The 16,828-nt window shown below is 26.4% G+C and carries 14 protein-coding genes; 5 read left to right on the top strand and 9 right to left on the bottom strand.

Annotated elements, in window-relative coordinates; all coding sequences use genetic code 4:
- Positions 1-273: 273 nt before the first annotated feature.
- Positions 274-1,233, bottom strand: coding sequence for a hypothetical protein (locus ACJHWB_RS02905; protein WP_483133007.1), 960 nt, complete (start codon positions 1,231-1,233; stop codon positions 274-276).
- Positions 1,234-1,398: 165 nt separating this feature from the next.
- Between ACJHWB_RS02905 and ACJHWB_RS02910 the strand changes: the two genes are divergently transcribed.
- Both ACJHWB_RS02910 and lepB read left to right on the top strand, forming a co-directional pair.
- Complete coding sequence (locus ACJHWB_RS02910) at positions 1,399-3,183, top strand: hypothetical protein (RefSeq protein WP_483133008.1); 1,785 nt, start codon at positions 1,399-1,401, stop codon at positions 3,181-3,183.
- A gap of 4 nt (positions 3,184-3,187) precedes the next feature.
- Entirely contained in the window at positions 3,188-3,670 is a 483-nt protein-coding gene (lepB, locus tag ACJHWB_RS02915; protein ID WP_483133009.1) for a signal peptidase I, read from the top strand.
- Positions 3,671-3,748: 78 nt separating this feature from the next.
- Here lepB and ACJHWB_RS02920 read toward each other — a convergent pair whose 3' ends face one another.
- From ACJHWB_RS02920 to ACJHWB_RS02935, 4 genes are all read right to left on the bottom strand, one after another.
- Positions 3,749-6,115 (bottom strand): PTS sugar transporter subunit IIABC, encoded by a 2,367-nt coding sequence (locus ACJHWB_RS02920; protein ID WP_483133010.1) that lies wholly within the window; start codon positions 6,113-6,115, stop codon positions 3,749-3,751.
- 517 nt (positions 6,116-6,632) lie between these two features.
- Positions 6,633-7,166, bottom strand: coding sequence for a hypothetical protein (locus ACJHWB_RS02925; protein WP_483133011.1), 534 nt, complete (start codon positions 7,164-7,166; stop codon positions 6,633-6,635).
- A gap of 62 nt (positions 7,167-7,228) precedes the next feature.
- Positions 7,229-7,777, bottom strand: a complete 549-nt coding sequence (locus tag ACJHWB_RS02930; RefSeq protein ID WP_483133012.1) for a hypothetical protein — start codon at positions 7,775-7,777, stop codon at positions 7,229-7,231.
- Between the two features lie 225 nt (positions 7,778-8,002).
- Positions 8,003-9,226, bottom strand: coding sequence for a TatD family hydrolase (locus ACJHWB_RS02935; protein ID WP_483133013.1), 1,224 nt, complete (start codon positions 9,224-9,226; stop codon positions 8,003-8,005).
- A 63-nt stretch (positions 9,227-9,289) separates the two neighbouring features.
- Between ACJHWB_RS02935 and ACJHWB_RS02940 the strand changes: the two genes are divergently transcribed.
- Both ACJHWB_RS02940 and rsmG read left to right on the top strand, forming a co-directional pair.
- On the top strand, positions 9,290-10,291 hold the full coding sequence (locus tag ACJHWB_RS02940) for a ribose-phosphate pyrophosphokinase (RefSeq protein WP_483133014.1): 1,002 nt from the start codon (positions 9,290-9,292) through the stop codon (positions 10,289-10,291).
- A complete protein-coding gene (gene rsmG / locus ACJHWB_RS02945; protein ID WP_483133015.1) occupies positions 10,272-10,862 on the top strand; it encodes a 16S rRNA (guanine(527)-N(7))-methyltransferase RsmG in 591 nt (196 codons plus the stop codon). The genes ACJHWB_RS02940 and rsmG overlap by 20 nt, the downstream gene beginning before the upstream one ends.
- Positions 10,863-11,789: 927 nt before the next feature.
- Here rsmG and ACJHWB_RS02950 read toward each other — a convergent pair.
- Complete coding sequence (locus ACJHWB_RS02950) at positions 11,790-12,059, bottom strand: hypothetical protein (protein ID WP_483133016.1); 270 nt, start codon at positions 12,057-12,059, stop codon at positions 11,790-11,792.
- Between the two features lie 418 nt (positions 12,060-12,477).
- Here ACJHWB_RS02950 and ACJHWB_RS02955 point away from each other — a divergent pair, with 418 nt between their 5' ends.
- The gene (locus ACJHWB_RS02955) at positions 12,478-12,669 is read left to right on the top strand and encodes a hypothetical protein (protein ID WP_483133017.1); all 192 of its coding nucleotides are present in this window, start codon (positions 12,478-12,480) and stop codon (positions 12,667-12,669) included.
- Positions 12,670-12,912: 243 nt separating this feature from the next.
- Here ACJHWB_RS02955 and ACJHWB_RS02960 read toward each other — a convergent pair whose 3' ends face one another.
- The 3 genes from ACJHWB_RS02960 to ACJHWB_RS02970 form a co-directional block, all read right to left on the bottom strand.
- Positions 12,913-13,455, bottom strand: coding sequence for a hypothetical protein (locus tag ACJHWB_RS02960; RefSeq protein ID WP_483133018.1), 543 nt, complete (start codon positions 13,453-13,455; stop codon positions 12,913-12,915).
- Between the two features lie 106 nt (positions 13,456-13,561).
- A complete protein-coding gene (gene tsaE, locus ACJHWB_RS02965) occupies positions 13,562-13,963 on the bottom strand; it encodes a tRNA (adenosine(37)-N6)-threonylcarbamoyltransferase complex ATPase subunit type 1 TsaE (protein WP_483133019.1) in 402 nt (133 codons plus the stop codon).
- Positions 13,963-16,828: DNA-directed RNA polymerase subunit beta' (locus ACJHWB_RS02970; protein ID WP_483133020.1), on the bottom strand; the 2,866-nt coding region annotated here is incomplete at its 5' end. The genes ACJHWB_RS02970 and tsaE, both read right to left, overlap by 1 nt.

The following is a 16,828-nucleotide window of genomic DNA, read 5'->3' on the forward strand; positions in this document are numbered from 1 at the left end:
CAACAAGCTCAACGACAATTGCAAGAACCAAATATAAAAATAAAAAAGAAAAAACAAACTGTAAAACACAAAAATAAGAAAAAAATCAAAAAAAGAAAATTAGTTAAAAAACATAAGGTACAATCTAAAGATAAAAAACATAAGAGATAAAAATTTTAAAAACACAAAATTAATTTTGTGTTTTTTATTTGATTAAAATTTTTAATCTTAAAAAATATAATAAAAAAAGACTAATCGAGTAGTCATTAGTCTTTTTTTATATTTAATACTTATTTATCTTCTTTTGTTTCTTTTTGCTTTTACGCTTTTGTGTACTTTTTTAGTTGCTACAGAACGTTTTGCTTTTTTAGGATGAGAACTAGTTGTTTGTGATTGAAGTTTCTTTAATTCTAATTGAATTTTTAATTTTTCCAATTGTTGTCTTAAAAGAGTTAACTCATCTTGTTGTTCATCAATTTTATCTTTAATTTCTTGTTTACGCTTGTTTTTTAATTCAAGTTGTTTTTCTTTTTTTGCTTTTTCTTTTTTTCTAGCTTCAGCTCCCTTTTGAAATTGATCTACTTTATTTTTTCATTCTTGTTCTTGATGAGTTAATGTTTTTTTATTAGAATCTGAATAAAAATCTGAATCAGAAGCAAGAGTTAAAAATCAATTTTTTGCTTGCACAGTCGCAACATGCCTTTGACCATGACTTCAAAGTTTTCAAATTTTAGCAGCACCATCATAATAATGAGTAACCTCAGATGTATCTTTAAAAGTTGCCGTACTTGTTTTTTCATTGTCGGAAACATTAAATGTTGCATTAGCAGTGATAGAAGGCAAGGCTGCTGAAGGAGCTATAGCACCTGCACTAAATGTAGGTCTACCACTTCCATAAACAAACCCAACTACTTCACTTGTAATAGTGTCAGGGGTTGTATCATCTAAACCTTCAAATTTAGCCTTAGCTTGTCCTTCTCATGTAACCCTATCATCATCAAAAATAGAATTTTTATAAGTACGTTCATGCCCATCTAATGTAACATTAAACTTGCCACCTTCAAAATATCTTGTAGCACTTTGATGTTTTTCTGTAGTTACGATAGTGTCGTCATAAAATAATGGAATAACTTCTTTGTTTCCTGCAAAAGATGTGATTTTAGCTTGTGAAATTACACTAGGCACAACAATAGCGGCCGCAATACTTGTCCCAACTAATAAGGACTTAGAAATTTTTTTAATTTTTATTTTCATATGTACTCCTTATTTTATAAATTTTACAACTATATTTTTTAGTATTATAAAAAAAAATTTATTTTTTATTTTTTAAGTGCAATTTTTAAAAATACGTTGATATAATTTGAAATACAATTTTTTAAAATATAATTAATACTGACCTGAGTTTTAATTGGAAAAAAAATGAAAATTAGTAAGAAAAATATAGCGTTTTGATTAGTTTTGGGTTTATCTTTATCAACAATATCTATTTCAGTTCCTTTAATATTAAAATCAAATAATAGCAAATTACATAAAATTGAACCTAGTGCCAAATTATTCGTTTATAAACCCGACATACAAACAGATTCAACAATTAGTCAATATATTATTAACTCCAAAATTGTAGAATTTGAAATAAATGAACAACTTTTTTCTTTCATTGGGCCTGATAAAGGTCAAAAAATCAATTGGTCTGAACTTAGTAAAGTTTTAGATGTTCTTTATACACTAAATAGCAATGATTCTTTAAAAATTATAGAAAAATTTAAAAAACAAATTAAGGAATTACCTGATGTTTCAAGTATATCTTTTTTTGATATACCTTATTTTTTGAACATCGCTTGAACATTAAACATCAACTTTAATGAATTTGAAATTCAAAAAAAACTTTTATCAAATTATGATAGCAAAAATCAAGAATTCAAAATAAGTCAAGATAGTCAGCAAAATATTACTTTTTTATGGCAACTGTTATATTTTTCAAAAAAACATAATAAAAAATTTGAAAAAATGTTTTTTAATGTTTCTAATCAAATTTTAAAAGAATTTAAAAAATTTTCTTTTGTTTTTCAAAACACTAATAATTCTAGTTGATCAAATGGCGCTTTTTTGCTAGAAATTGCAAAATATATAAATCAAAATCAAGTTCAAAAAATTTTAGATGAAAAAAGAAAACAATTAGAAAATTGGTATCAAAGTTGACAAAATTTTTACAAACAAACTAATAAGTACAATTTGGATGAATTGCAATTTGAATATTGAACTAATTTAATTAATAATATTTCAACAAATAAAAAATCTAAATTTTTAGAAAAATTTGAAGAACAAATAAACGATGATAGTTTAAATTTAAATGAATTGGTGACTTTAACTAATATTTTAAAAAATTCAATAGATAGCGATAGCGAAAAATTGATTGCCGAAATAATTTTTAGTAAATTACAAATAATTATTTTTGATCCTAATTCTTCAAAATTAATAATTTCTCCAATAAGTATAAAAAATTCTAGCCTAGCTTATTTTTTACTTAATAAAAATGATTCAAAATATAAACAAGAACTAGTAAAATCTATTAACTTTAAGTTTGAACAAGCATTTAAAAATTTTAAATTAACTGTAGAAGATTTATATTTTTATACTATTTTTTTAATAAGTACAAATAAAAACGCTTTAATTATTAATAATAATTTAACACAAATGGGCATTAGGTTGGAAAATTATTTATTAACTAAGTTGGCAGACATAAAAAATGTTCAAGATTTATTTTTTTCTTTAAAATTATTATCTTATTTTTCTGAAAATAGCCATAAACCTAGATCTATTGCAGATGATGTGGTAAATAAATTTAGTCAAGGGAATCCCAATAACAATAATTCAGATATTTGACTCCAATATATTTACATATTTTTTAGGCAAAGTTTGAATTTACCAATTAATTTAAATTTATTAAAATCTAAAATATTAAAAATTATTAATTCCGAAATTAATTTGACAAATTTAAAAGATAATTGATTGGAAGCTATCTTTTTTTATTTGAATGATAGACTAAATCAAGAGTCTGCACTAAAAATTAAAAAAGATCTTCCAAATTTATCCTCATTTGTATTCAAATTAAACAATGAATTGTATAAAATTATCTCAAATAAACAATCAATTAATTTGAAAAATATTTATTATATTAAAATTTTAGTACAAGAATTTAAATAATCTTATGAGAAAATTAATTATTTCTAAGTTCAAGAATATTTGAAAAAATAACAGTCTCTCAATTACTTCAGGAGCAATTGGAGTTGGAATTGTTGTTATATTTTTTTCTATTTTTTTTAGTTTATTTAAAATAACAACTATTAGTGGACAATCAATGCTACCAACACTAACACCTGGGCAAGTAACCTTAGTGAGAATTACAAAAAATATCAAAAAAAATGATATTGTTTTTTTTAAACATCAAAACACTATTTTAGTAAAAAGGGTTATTGCTATCGAGGGAGATCATGTGATTATTAAAGATAACACACTTTTTGTTAATGGAAAAAGAATTAAAACTCTTGATAAAGACTCTCCTACTGAAAATTTAAACGTCGTTCTTAAAAAAGAACAATTTTATGCTTTGGGTGATAATTTACCTGAAAGTTTTGATAGTAGACAGTTTGGAATTTTTTCAATTAGTGATGTTATTGGTATAAAACCTTAACTTAAACATTTTATTTTAATTTAAAAAACACCTTTTTTAGGTGTTTTTTAAATTAAAAGAGTTATTATAGGCTTGACTTTATTCTGCAAGACCTACTAAATCACCTGGTTCTTTTTCTGAATTAGTTGAACTAAATGTGAATGTAGTTTGTTTGCTTTCTGGTAATACAAGAAAAATAACATCTGTAGTTGAAATATTATTGCGAACTAATGTGTCTAAATCAACATTTGCAATTTTTTCACCTTTTTTAACTTTTTGTCCAGCTTGAACAAAGTTTTTAAAACCTTCGCCTTGTAAGTTTACAGTATCAATTCCTATGTGAATAAGGGTTTTTAATGAACCATCTTCACTAGTAATTCCGATTGCGTGCTTACTACTATCAAAAACAACTTCAACAACACCGCTAATTGGTGCAAAAACATCAACGCTTCCTGTTTTACCAACTTTAACTGCAAAACCATCACCCATTATTTTTTGTGAAAATACATCATCATTCAATTCATTTAATTGAATAATCTGACCTTTAGCAGGTGCAAAAACTTCTATTTTAGGTGTTTCGGATTTATTTGTTGTTTCTGTTTTTACTTTTTCTACAACAGCTTCCACTTTCACTTCTTGTCCGCTGTGTTCAAGTTCAATAATAGCGTTTCTTTGTGATTTAATTTTAGCATTTAATTGCTCTGCTACTGGTCCTAAAATTGCTTGTACGTGGTTGTTCCCTTCCACCTTAATAGCAATAGCTCCTGCAGCTTTCAATTTTTCTTCAGATACTTTTGATGCATCTTTAACATCATAACGTAAACGTGAAGCACAGTTGTTGAAATTAGTAATATTGTGAATTCCACCATAAGCTTCAACAATAGCTAAAACTTGTGGATCAACCTCACCAAATTTAGCTGCATCTTTTCTATTTAAGTAGTCAGCTTTAGTGAATAGACGGGTGTTTTGACCACGACCTGGAGTTGCTAAGTCTTTGTATTTGATGAATCAATAGAAGAATAAGTAGTAAATTGGAGCATAACCAAGTCCAATTACTAATACTCATCAGAAGTGAGTTCCTTTTTGAACATGGATAATTCCATAAAATAGTAAGTCAAGAACACCACCACTAAATGCCATAGGAATGTGTACTCCTGCAAGGTTTGCAAAGAAGAATGATAAAGCCATCATACTTGCGTGGAAACCTCAGAAAAGAGCTGGTGATAAGAATAAGAAAGTAAATTCGATTGGCTCTGTAACCCCAGTTACAAATGAAGTAACAGCCGCAGGTACAACAGTTCCAAGGGCAACTTTTCTATTTTCTTTTGGAGCCGCCATTACCATAGCAGCTGCTGCAGCTGGTAAACCAAACATCATTCCTGAGAATTTACCGTCTGCAAAGCGACCTACTTTAAATCCATTATTTTGTAAAAATGTAAATAAAGGAATTTCATATAATTTGCCATTAATTTTGTAATCAATGTAATTACCATATTGTAATAATTTTAATGAAGCGGTTGAATCACCTTGAAAACTATTTTTATTTAGTGTATAGTCTGCAAGGATTTTTGATGTATTAGGACCTTCAATAAGACCTGGGTTAGCTTCTCTTAGAGCATCTATTCCTTTTTGAATAGATTCACCAGCATCACCACCAACTGATGAATATCAAAGTGGAGCATAAAATACGTGGTGAAGACCAAAAGGAATTAAAGATCTTTCAATGTAACCAAAAATAAGAGATTCAAAACCATAAGGAACTGAACCAATTCCAGTACCTATTGCGTTAAGAGCAATCCCAATTCATGGTCAAAATAGTAAAAATAGTAATGCTAAAACAAACATTACTGGTATAGTTATAATAGAAACAAAACGTTTACCACCAAAAAATGAAATAATTTGTGGTAATTGAATTGTATGAAATCTACGGTATAGTCATTGAATTGTTAATCCAACAGCAATACCCCCAAACACTGATGTTTGAAGTGAAGTAAATCCTAGTGTAGAACCAACTAATCTAGAAAGTTTTAATGGATTTCTCCCACCTTCTGTGAATAAAATTTTATATCCACCACCTTTTTCAGGTGTAATGAGCGCAGATTGTGCAGAAACAAAAACTAAGTAACCAATTAATGTTGCAAAAACAGCAACACCAGCTTCATCTGTAAAAGCTATAACAAAAGCCATAGCAAATAAAACAGGAAGTGCTGCAAAAATAGGCTCACCTAAACTTTGAATTAATTGTCCAAAGATTTTTCCACCCTCTGAATGTGAATTACTTACTATAGCAGCGCCAACTCCAAGCAACAATCCAGCAATGGACATAACGGAAATGGGAAGCATGAAAGCTCCGGATAATTTAGAAAAAATTTGACGTCACTTTCCTGATCCAGAGTTATTCAGTTTTCTTTTTTTTGATTCAAACAAGTTTTTGAATGATTTAAATTGAGCTAGAGAAAAACTCATGTTTCTCCTTTCTATAATAATATAATTAAACTGTGTTTACCACAGCACTTTAATTATAATATATTTTAATCTATTTTTTGTTACAAATTTTTTAGCTTTAAAGTATTTTTAAATTTTCAAAAAAACAAAAATTATTTTAAACATAAATTAAAATTTCACACAAGTTAAATACATTTTGATAACAATATGTATAAAAAATAAATAAAATTAATAAATTTCTCTTAACATTTTCTTTGGTTTCAAAATATTTGTAAATTTGCTAAAAATGTGCTACAATACCTTTTGAGTTGTTGAAAAACATATATTGCTTTAGCCTTTGTTCTGGCTGCTCAAAAGAACTCATTAGACTTTTCAGTTGAAGTTTAAGCAAAAAACTGTATTAAAAAACAAGACTCATTGTAGTCTTGTTTTTTTTCTTTTTTTTAATTCGATTCATTTAAATTAAAATAGACATATCCAAAATATAAAATGTATTTTAATATTTTTGTAATCTAATTAAATACTATTGACTATTATTTTAATTTATATTCTTTAGTACTTCAATTCTAGCAATTATTGTATTTCTAATTTCATTAATTTTTAATAATTTCTTTTGTGCTAAATCAATAGTATCAAGATAAGGTTTTCATTTTTTCCCAAAGTCACTTTTTCCTTTTGGATATTTTATTGCCTCAAATTCCTTGTTGAGCTCTTCTTTTATATCAATCATTTTTTGAATAGCATTTTTTGCTTTATTTCGACTATTAATAACATCGTTTCATAACTGGTCTAGTTCTGCAATGTTGCTTAAATTATTAATTTTATGATATTGATCATTTGGTTTTTGCTCATCTATATATTTGGTTGCCATTTCATCTGCTAATTGTTTAACCTGTTCAAAATATTCAACCATTTTGATTGCTTTTGTGTCTTCGATTTTAGCAGCATTGGTTTTGAGTGATTCAATATCATTACTGTTTATATTATTTTCGACTTGTCCACAAGCAACTATTGCTATAGGTACTATAGTTATAGGTGTTAATGTTAAAGCCAATTTTTTAATTTTTTTCATTTTAGAAATCCTTGAATTTTAGTAATAATATAGTATAAACTACAATTATATTTGTTTTTTTCTTAATTTATTTTATTTAATTGACTAACTTTTTTTGAAGATGTATCTCAAACCTTGGCAACTTGCCTCCAATATTCAAAAATTTGATTATTTATTTCTTTGTAAAGTTTGATTTTTTCATCAACCTTTGCTTTTGTGTCTTTATTTTCAATACTTTTTGATTCAATTCCTAATTCATCTAATATTTTTCTTCTTTTACTATTTGATTCACCTATTTTATGATAGATATCACCAAGTTCAGTTGTTCATTTTTTTAATTGTTCAATATTTGTAGTGCTATTAATTTTACTTAGTGGATATTTTTGGGATACTTCTTCTACCAATTGTTTTGCTTCAGACAAATAGTTTTTAAATTCAATTGTAACTTCATTCTTGAGCAAATCATCCAACTTATTTTCTGGTTTGTTCTTTTCCTTTTCATCTGAATTTTTAATATTTTTATCTTTTGGATTATCTATTATTGGTTTAATTGGTTGGTTTGTTGGTGGAGTTGCTAATGGGTTTATTATTAATTGGTTATTTACTTCTTGTTTATTAATTGGTTTAACCACTAATGTGTAATTTTGCCCACAAGCAACTATTGCTACTGGTGTGCTCGAAATTGGTGTAATTGCTAAAATTATTTTCTTAATTTTTTTTCATTTTTCAAACTTTTTCTATTATTATATTTTTTAACTATATTATGATAAAAAAGATAATTTTAATTCCTGATGATTAGACTTTAAAAAATTATTTTTACTTAAAAGTCTGTTTCAAATTAATGAAAATAATAAATTTTATTTAATTTTGTTACCAAACACAAATTTGAAATTATTTTGAATAATTTCACTTAAATTTTTCTTACTTATACCTTTTATAAAAGCAATTTTTTGATAAACTTGCTTTATTTCTATAGATGAATTGGGTCAAAGTCCTCTATTAGGTTCAGGCGACAAATAAGGAGCATCTGTTTCAATTAAGATTTTATTTAAAGGTAATTGTTCAATGGCTTGTCGAATATCATAACTATTTTTAAAAGTTGCAACACCTGAAAAAGAAAAATAAATATTAGGTAAATCTTTAAATTTTTCAAGTATATTAATCGGCGCTGAATAATTATGAAAAATAAAATTAATATTAGGATTTTCTTGAATTCTATTTCAGGTTAATTCTAAATTTATTGTTTTAAATACATTTTCATCTCTAATATGGAACATTACAACCAAATTGTGTTTTTTAGCAATTTCAATTTGTTTGTCCATAGCGCTAATTTGAAGTGTTAGATCTAAATTGGTTTGATGATAAGTATCAAGACCAATTTCTCCTATACCAATTGTTTTTTCATTAATAAATCTTTCCAATTTGGAATAATCTTCATCTTTTCGAATGTTACTTGGATGAATGCCTATTATGTTATAAGTATTTTTTCATTTTTTCGATAATTCTGTAACTTCTTGTATATCTTCTCAGGATGTGCCAACAATAACCATTTTATCTATAGAATTCTTAAAGCAATTTTCCACTTCTTTTACAGAATCACCATAATATTCTACAAAAGGATGACTATGAATGTCTATAAATTTATAGGGTTTTACGATAATTTTATAAGTATTTTTATCAATTTTTCATCAATTTTCAAAAGGCAAGTTTGTCAAACTTGTAAATCCAATAATTTCAAGTATGAATTCATTTAATTTAAATTTTTCCACTATAAAATCATAGGTTCTTTCAATAATTATTTCTTGCCAAGTTGATTCTAGATTTTCGTTTAAAAAAATAAGATCCAACAAAAATATTTCATCTAATTTCTCAATAGTAAAAAAAGCAGCAATAGTTTTGCTTGTGCTTTCTTGCTCACTAATAATGAGTTCGAAAAAATTATTATTTTTATTTATGTTTAAATTAGTTGTTAAAGGAGTATTTCTCGAACTAACAAAATCAACTTTTTTAGTAAATTTAGAAGAAACTGCCTGTAAAGATTTAAGGTGTCGAGGTTTTAAAGTACTAAATTCTCAATTCATATGTTTTATTTTAGTATAAAATTATAGTTTTAAAATGTTTTTGTTTAAAATTTGCAAGGTAATATGATATTAGAAACAAAAAATAAATTCGTTCTTTTTGGAATGGAAAATTCCAAAAAATTAGCTCAAAGAATTTCAGAAAAAATACAAATACCTCTTTCTGAAATTGAAAGAACAGTTTTCGCTGATGGTGAAGTGATGTTAAAATCACGTGAAACTATTCGCAATTCAACAGTTTTTGTTGTTGCGAGCACAGCAAAACCTGTTAATGATAATATTATGGAATTATTAATTTTTATAGATTCCTTAAAACGTGGATATGCCAAAGATATTATAATTATACTTTCTTATTATGGTTATGCACGTCAAGATCGAAAATCTTCTGGTCGACAACCAATAACTGCTAGATTGATTGCTAACTTGTTAGAAACTAGTGGTGTTACAAAAGTTGTTCTTGTTGACATTCACAACCCAAGTATTCAAGGATTTTTCAATGTTTCAGTCGATGAACTTCATGGTCAATTTATTTTAGCTCAAGAATTAGTTGGAAAATCTAAAAACTATGTAGTAGTTTCTCCAGATCATGGAGGAACTGTTAGAGCTAGAATTTTGGCTGAAATACTTGGTAAAAATACTCCAGTTGCTGTAATTGATAAACGAAGAATTGGTGTTAACCAAATTGATGTTTTTGGTTTAATTGGTGAAGTTGATGGTAAGGATTGTATTCTCCTTGATGATATCATTGATACAGGTGGAACTATTTTAAAAGCAGCAGATGTTGTTAAATCTAAAGGTGCAAAATCTGTTGTTGTTGCTGCGACACATGGTGTGTTTTCTAGAGGTTTTGAAAAATTTGAAGAAAACACTAGCATTGACAAGGTTATTGTTACTGATTCAATTGATAATGAATTTTTGCTTGAAAAATTTAAAAAAATCTTCATTACTTCACTAGATACTTTCTTATCAAAAGTGATTTTAGCTTGCATTCATTCAACTTCTATCAGTTCAATTTATGAAGAAATGACACATCAATATAAGTTAGTTAATGATGAATTATCAAAATAAAACATTAAAGCTTGTTGACCAAGAAACCTTTGAAAAATTACAAAAATATGTTAATTTAATTGAACATCACAATAAAGAATACAACTTAACTGGTTTTTCAGGAGACAAACTTTGAGAAGAAGGTATTTATGAATCTTTAGTTTGTTTAGATTTTATAGCCAACAATTTAAAACAAAATAATTTTAAATTATTAGATATTGGAGCTGGAGCAGGGTTTCCTTCAATTCCTTACTTAATTTGAAAACCCGAAGTTCAACTAACAATCGCAGAACCTCGCAAAAAAAGATGTGAATTTTTAAATCAAGTTGCTAAAAATTTAAATTTAAATTTTCAAGTTTTTTGTTCAAAAGTGCAGCAAAATAAAGGTAGTTTCGATGTAATCACAGCTAGAGCTGTGGGTTCACTTTCAACACTTTTAGATATTACAACTAATTTTAAAAATAGTCATCTAGCCTTTATAAAAGGGCCAAAAGTTTTTGATGAAAATAAAGAAGTGGACCATATTTTTGAAATAAAAAAAATTAAAAAATTTGAAAACAAAAATATTTATATAAGTTTTAAAAAAATTTAAGTTCAAAAGTCATATGGTTTTTATATTTTTTTAAATAATTATTACTAGAAAAAATACAAAAAAGCATTTTTTATATTTTTTTTCTTTTTTTTAAAAAAAAAATTTTATATTTAGTTTTATTGCAATTTCCAAATTATCTACATTAATATCACAAGCATATATGTCTAAAAAATCTAATCCTGATGAACCAAACGAAAGTTATGATAATTATAACCATCATTATTAATCAAGGTTTTAATTATTAGAAAAATAAAATTTAAAAAGCACTGAATTAAGTGTTTTTTTTTTTTTTTTGATCAAAAATCTCTATTATTAAAAAATAATTAGTTATAAAAAACTATAATTTTAGAGAGTTAGAGAATAATATTGTATTTCTAAAAATAAAAGTATTAATTTGGTTTTTTTTGTTTATTGACAAGAAAAAAATATAAACATAATTTATAAAAAAGTCCCACTTTTTACTTACCTTTTAATAAGACTTAAAATGAAACATTATAATTTCTTATCTCTATAAATTAATAATACTATTTTGTAAGATGCTTTTCCAGCCACAATATAAACAATAATATTAATAATTTTGTTAAATGTGGGCAGCTCAAATGAAAACTATATATGATTTCTTGTTGGAACAAGTTCGTTTTTTATGTTTTTATTTATTATATTGTATATTTCATTTGCATACAATATTAATTTTTATAAGAAGTATGGCAAGTAAAATATTATGCTTAGAGAAAACATAGAATTTTTATATTCTAAAAGTATAATTGGAATAATTTTCTCATTTTTACCTCCTATAGGTTTTATTTACTGATTTGTATTTGGTTTTATTGCTAGGCCTAGAATGTCTAGTTTAATCCTTTATATTGGAATAAATAATAAAACCTATTGATGAAGATAATGAATAAAAAGCACCTATTGGTGCTTTTTTTATATTTTATAAACAAATATTTCTACTTCTTTTATATTTATTTTTAATCATATCAATCTTTTTTGACCAACTTCTTTGCTTTTTTTATTATATATATAAAAAAAGCAGAAAGGAGGTTTTATGATTAGTTTGAATAATTTAAAGTCTTTGCGTAGTTTATATTTTTTAAAAAAACTTGTATTAGCTATCTTAATATTACAAGTAATTTCTTTTGTAACCACAATATCATTTATTGTGTTAACAGCAAGTATTTTTTCAGGAGCAAGCATTTATGGTCTACATTTCCCTACTGCTTCTGCTTTTTATTAACACTACTAATACCATTATTAACTTTTTTAACTATTAATTTCATATTATTTGTACTCCTTATTATAGTTATTGTAGAAATTCATAGACATGACCAAACTTACAAAGACAAATTAAATAATTTATTTATTCTTTGATTAGTGGGAACATTTTTATTTCCATTATTTAGTGGTTTCACCTTTATTTACTTAATTGTGATTGTAGGTTTTTCTTATTCTAGACTTTCCAAAATGATTAGCAATTTTAAAGCTCAAGAAGAATTTTAAAAAGATATTATAAAAAAGCACTTAATTAAGTGCTTTTTTTATTTTTCAAAATAAAACTCTTTGCTTTTTTTAATTATATATAATACATAACTATAATAAAAAGAAAAAAGGTTTTATGAATTTAGAAAAATTATATTTTTTAAAAAAACTTTCTCTAATTATTTTAATTTTATGAATTTTTTTTCCAATTTTATCTGCTGGTTTACTAGCTGGTGCTTTTAGATCTGAATCTGAAAGACTTTTCGGCTTTGTTATTTTTGTAATACTTTTATTTTTATTAATTTTAAGTCTTACTGTTTTTTTGTAATTCAAAATGATAAATTTAGCAATACTTACACAAATTTACAACTTGTATTTATTCTATCTATTATTGGCGCATTAATTATTTTTATATTTATTATTTCGTTTTTTTTATTGAATAGTTGTTTGCATAATCACATATTCTAGAGTTTCAGAAATTATCAATTATGAAGAAAAAAGAAATAGTGAGTTGCTGAATAAAATCAAAAAGGCACTTAAATTAAGTGCCTTTTATTTTAATTTATATAAACTAGTTAATTTTTGGATCTTTTAAATAAAGTGCTTCAACTTGAAGTAAATTTTTTTCTTCCTTAAAAAGGGTTTGTGCTTCTTTAAAATTTTTAAATAAATAAATATAGTCAAATGGACTATTATTTTCTATGTTTTCATTAATAATTTCCATTTCTGAAACAAGAATTCCTTGTTGAGCTCAAACACCAAAACTAGAATTATTAGAATTTTTTATTGTGTAATATTTTTTCCCTTTAGATGAAAAAGATATTATTGAAAAAGAATTAGTTGTAAAAAGTTTAGCTTCAGAAAGTTGACAAATAGTTCGAACAAAAATAAGACCAATTCGGCATCCTGTAAATTTTCCAGGTCCTAAATTTAAATAAAACTCATTGATTTGTTGAATGCTTAAATTATTCTTAGTTAAAAACTCATTGATTTTTATTGGTAAAACATCTGCTTTTTGAACTATTTTTTCTAAAAAATAGTCAATTAAAACATAGTTTTCATTAAAAAGCGCTAAGGCTATAAAATCACTTGTAGTGTCAATAAAAAATTTCATAATAATTATAAATATATTGTATTACTAAAATAAAAAACAGTAGAATTTAAAAACAAAAATATCAATTTTGTTTTTAAATTTATTAATAAAAAAATGAAATATCAACTTAATTGTAAAAAAGTTCAATTTTTCGTTTATTTTCATCAATAAAATTAATTTGAAGACTAACAGAATTAGCTTCAAAATTATCAAGCTTGTTAGCTCATTCAATTACTACTAATTTGTCTTCAAAATAGTCATAAAATTCTGATAAGTCGCCTTTGAAATTATCAAGGTCAATATGGACTAATTTGTTATAAACAAAGCAAAAATTAAATGATGGCGAAGTTATATTATCTTTTATTCCTAAAAACTTACCCAATTGCTTAACAAAAAATGTTTTTCCTACTCCGTAATCCCCTATTAAATAAATAAATTGCACTTTCAGTGCAATTATTTTTGAAATTATTTTTTCATAATCATTTGAGTTTGAACATTCAAATGATTCTGATTTTTGATAATTAAGCATTAATTATTAGATTTGAAGAAACTAAATGGATCACGGATATCAAATTTTGATTTGTGTTCGTATTTAGAGTTGGTTCCTGCAGGGATTTTGTGTCCAACAATAATATTTTCTTTAAGGCCTTCAAGACGGTCAACTTGGGAAGAAATTACAGAGTGAACAAGAATTTTTGAAGTTTCTTGATAACTAGCCGCTGCTAAGAATGAGTTAGAAAGCAATGGAATTTGTTTTGCTCCTTTAATAATAATGTTTCCAAAAGCAGGTTTTTTACCTTCAGAAATCAATTTACCATTAACTTCTTTGTAATCACTAATATCAACAATTGAACCAATAAAGAAGTCTGAATCACCATTTTCAATAATTTGAATTTTTGAAAGCATTTGTCTAATAATGATTTCAATGTATTTATCAGAAATTGTAATCCCTTGCATACGGTAAATACGTTGAATTTCTTTTAGTAAGTAATTTTGAAGTGTTCTAGCATCTGAAACTGCAAGTAATTCTTTAAGAATAATAGGTCCTTCAACAAGTTTTTGACCTGGAATAACATTATCACCTTCTTGAACACGAAGTTTTTGGGTTTCATCAACACGAACAATTTGTTCCACAACATTACCTTCAGAATCTTTGTGTTCAATGTGAATTAAATAACCTTTTGAAACATTACCTTCACGACTTGGTTGTTCAACAATTTTGCTAATGTATCCGTAAACAGGAGAAATTTTTGCTGGACGCCCTCAAGGGTGTTCGTGTGAGTCGATAAGTTCGATTAAACGAGTGAATCCACCAGTAATATCTTCAACGTTGGCAACCCCTCCAGTGTGGAATGTACGCATAGTTAACTGAGTACCTGGTTCACCAATTGATTGTGCTGCAATAATTCCAACAGCTTCTCCGATTGAAACCAATCTATTAGTTGCAAGATCTTTTCCATAACATTTTTTACATACACTATTTTTAATGTGACAAGATAAAATGGAACGGATTTCAACTTTTTTAATTCCTGCTGCCACAATTGTTTTAGCAATCTGTAAATTAACCATTTGACCTGCAAAAGCAATGATTTGACCTTCTGCATCCACAACATCTTTATTTAAGAAACGACCTTCGATACGTTCAACTAAAGGAACAATAACTTGATTGGTTTTTGTATCAACAATATCTTTAACAATGAAACCAAAATCTGAAAAACAATCTTCAGCTGTAACAACAATATTTTGAGCCACATCTACTAAACGACGAGTTAAATATCCTGATTTTGCAGTGTTAAGCGCAGTATCGGTAAGTCCTTTACGAGCACCGTGAGTTGAAGAATAAAATTCAAAAGATGTTAGACCTTCAAGGAAAGAAGATTTAACTGGAACTTCAACAGTATTACGCACAACCCTTTCATTTTCAGCATCAACTTTAAGAGCTTTAACGTTATTAGCCATCAATCCACGCATTCCCGCTAGTTGCACAAAGTTTGAAATATTTCCACGTGCACCTGATTTCATCATCATAACCACTGAGTTTTGGTTGTCATTTGCAACCGAATCATTAAGGTTATCTTGAATTTTATTTTTAACTTTTTCTCATTTTTGAATGGAAAGAGTATATTTTTCATCATCTGTAATTAGCCCTTGACTAAAGAATTCATTTAATTTATTGATGTATTCATCACCTTCTTGAATAAACTCTTGTTTTTTAGGAGCCATTTTAATATCACTAATTGCAATGGAAGTTCCTGAAATAGTTGAATAATGGAATCCTAAATCTTTAATTTGATCCATCATTGATGAAACCATATTACTATATTTAAATCAAATACGTTCTAAAAGTCAAACTTTTTCATATTCTTCAATAACTTTTACAGCTGATCCTCCAGCTTGTTTATGGCGACGGAAAAGTTGGTCAAATTCATAAATTGTAAATTCAGCTAATTTAGAAATGTGTGAAATAGGAAGTTTATCTCCTTTATAATCACGTAGTTTTTCATAAGCTAAAATACTATTTTGATAGTTTTCAAAATCTAATTGATTGATAACATTTGCAATATCTTCTTTAGCTAAAAGCCCATCATAAGTATCGAAAATTTGACGCACAATTTTAGCAATATGCTTTTTAGATAATGCATTATTGATTGGTGTGTTTTTAATTTTTTCAACAAAATTAGTTCCATATGGGCAAACGTATTTTCTAATTTGATCTTGATAATTAAAAAATAGTTCATCAACTTTATCATCAAAAATAAATGGGAAGTTTTCAGGAAAAATATTGTTTAAAATAAATTTTCCAACTGTTGAAATTATATGACCTGGATTATTTTGGCCAATAGTTGGTTTGACTTCAACAAATGGGAGTGCGACTCTAGCATGTAGTTCAACATTGCCAAATTCATATGCCTTAACTAATTCATCAATAGTTCCAAAAAATCTTCCTTCACCTTTAGCACCTTCTTTTTCTTGGGTTAAGTAATAAAGCCCCAAAATCATGTCCTGGCTAGGGTTAACGATTGGTTCACCATCTTTTGGACCTAAAATATTTTTGTTAGCAAACATTAATTCTTTAGTTTCGCGAACAGCTTCAGGTGAAATTGGTACGTGAACAGCCATTTGGTCACCATCGAAATCGGCATTATACGCTTCACAAACTAATGGGTGAAGACGGATTGCTTTACCTTCAACTAGAACAGGTTCAAATGCTTGAATCCCTAGTCTGTGTAAAGTAGGTGCGCGGTTCAATAGAACTGGATGTTCACGGATAACTTCTTCTAAAACTGGCCAAATAGCGTCATCTTGACGATCAATTTTACGTTTAGCATTTTTGATGTTGCTGGCGGTATCGCGTGCAACTAATTCTTTCATTACAAAAGGTTTGAACAATTCG

It is taken from the genome of Mesomycoplasma sp. (assembly GCF_056854695.1).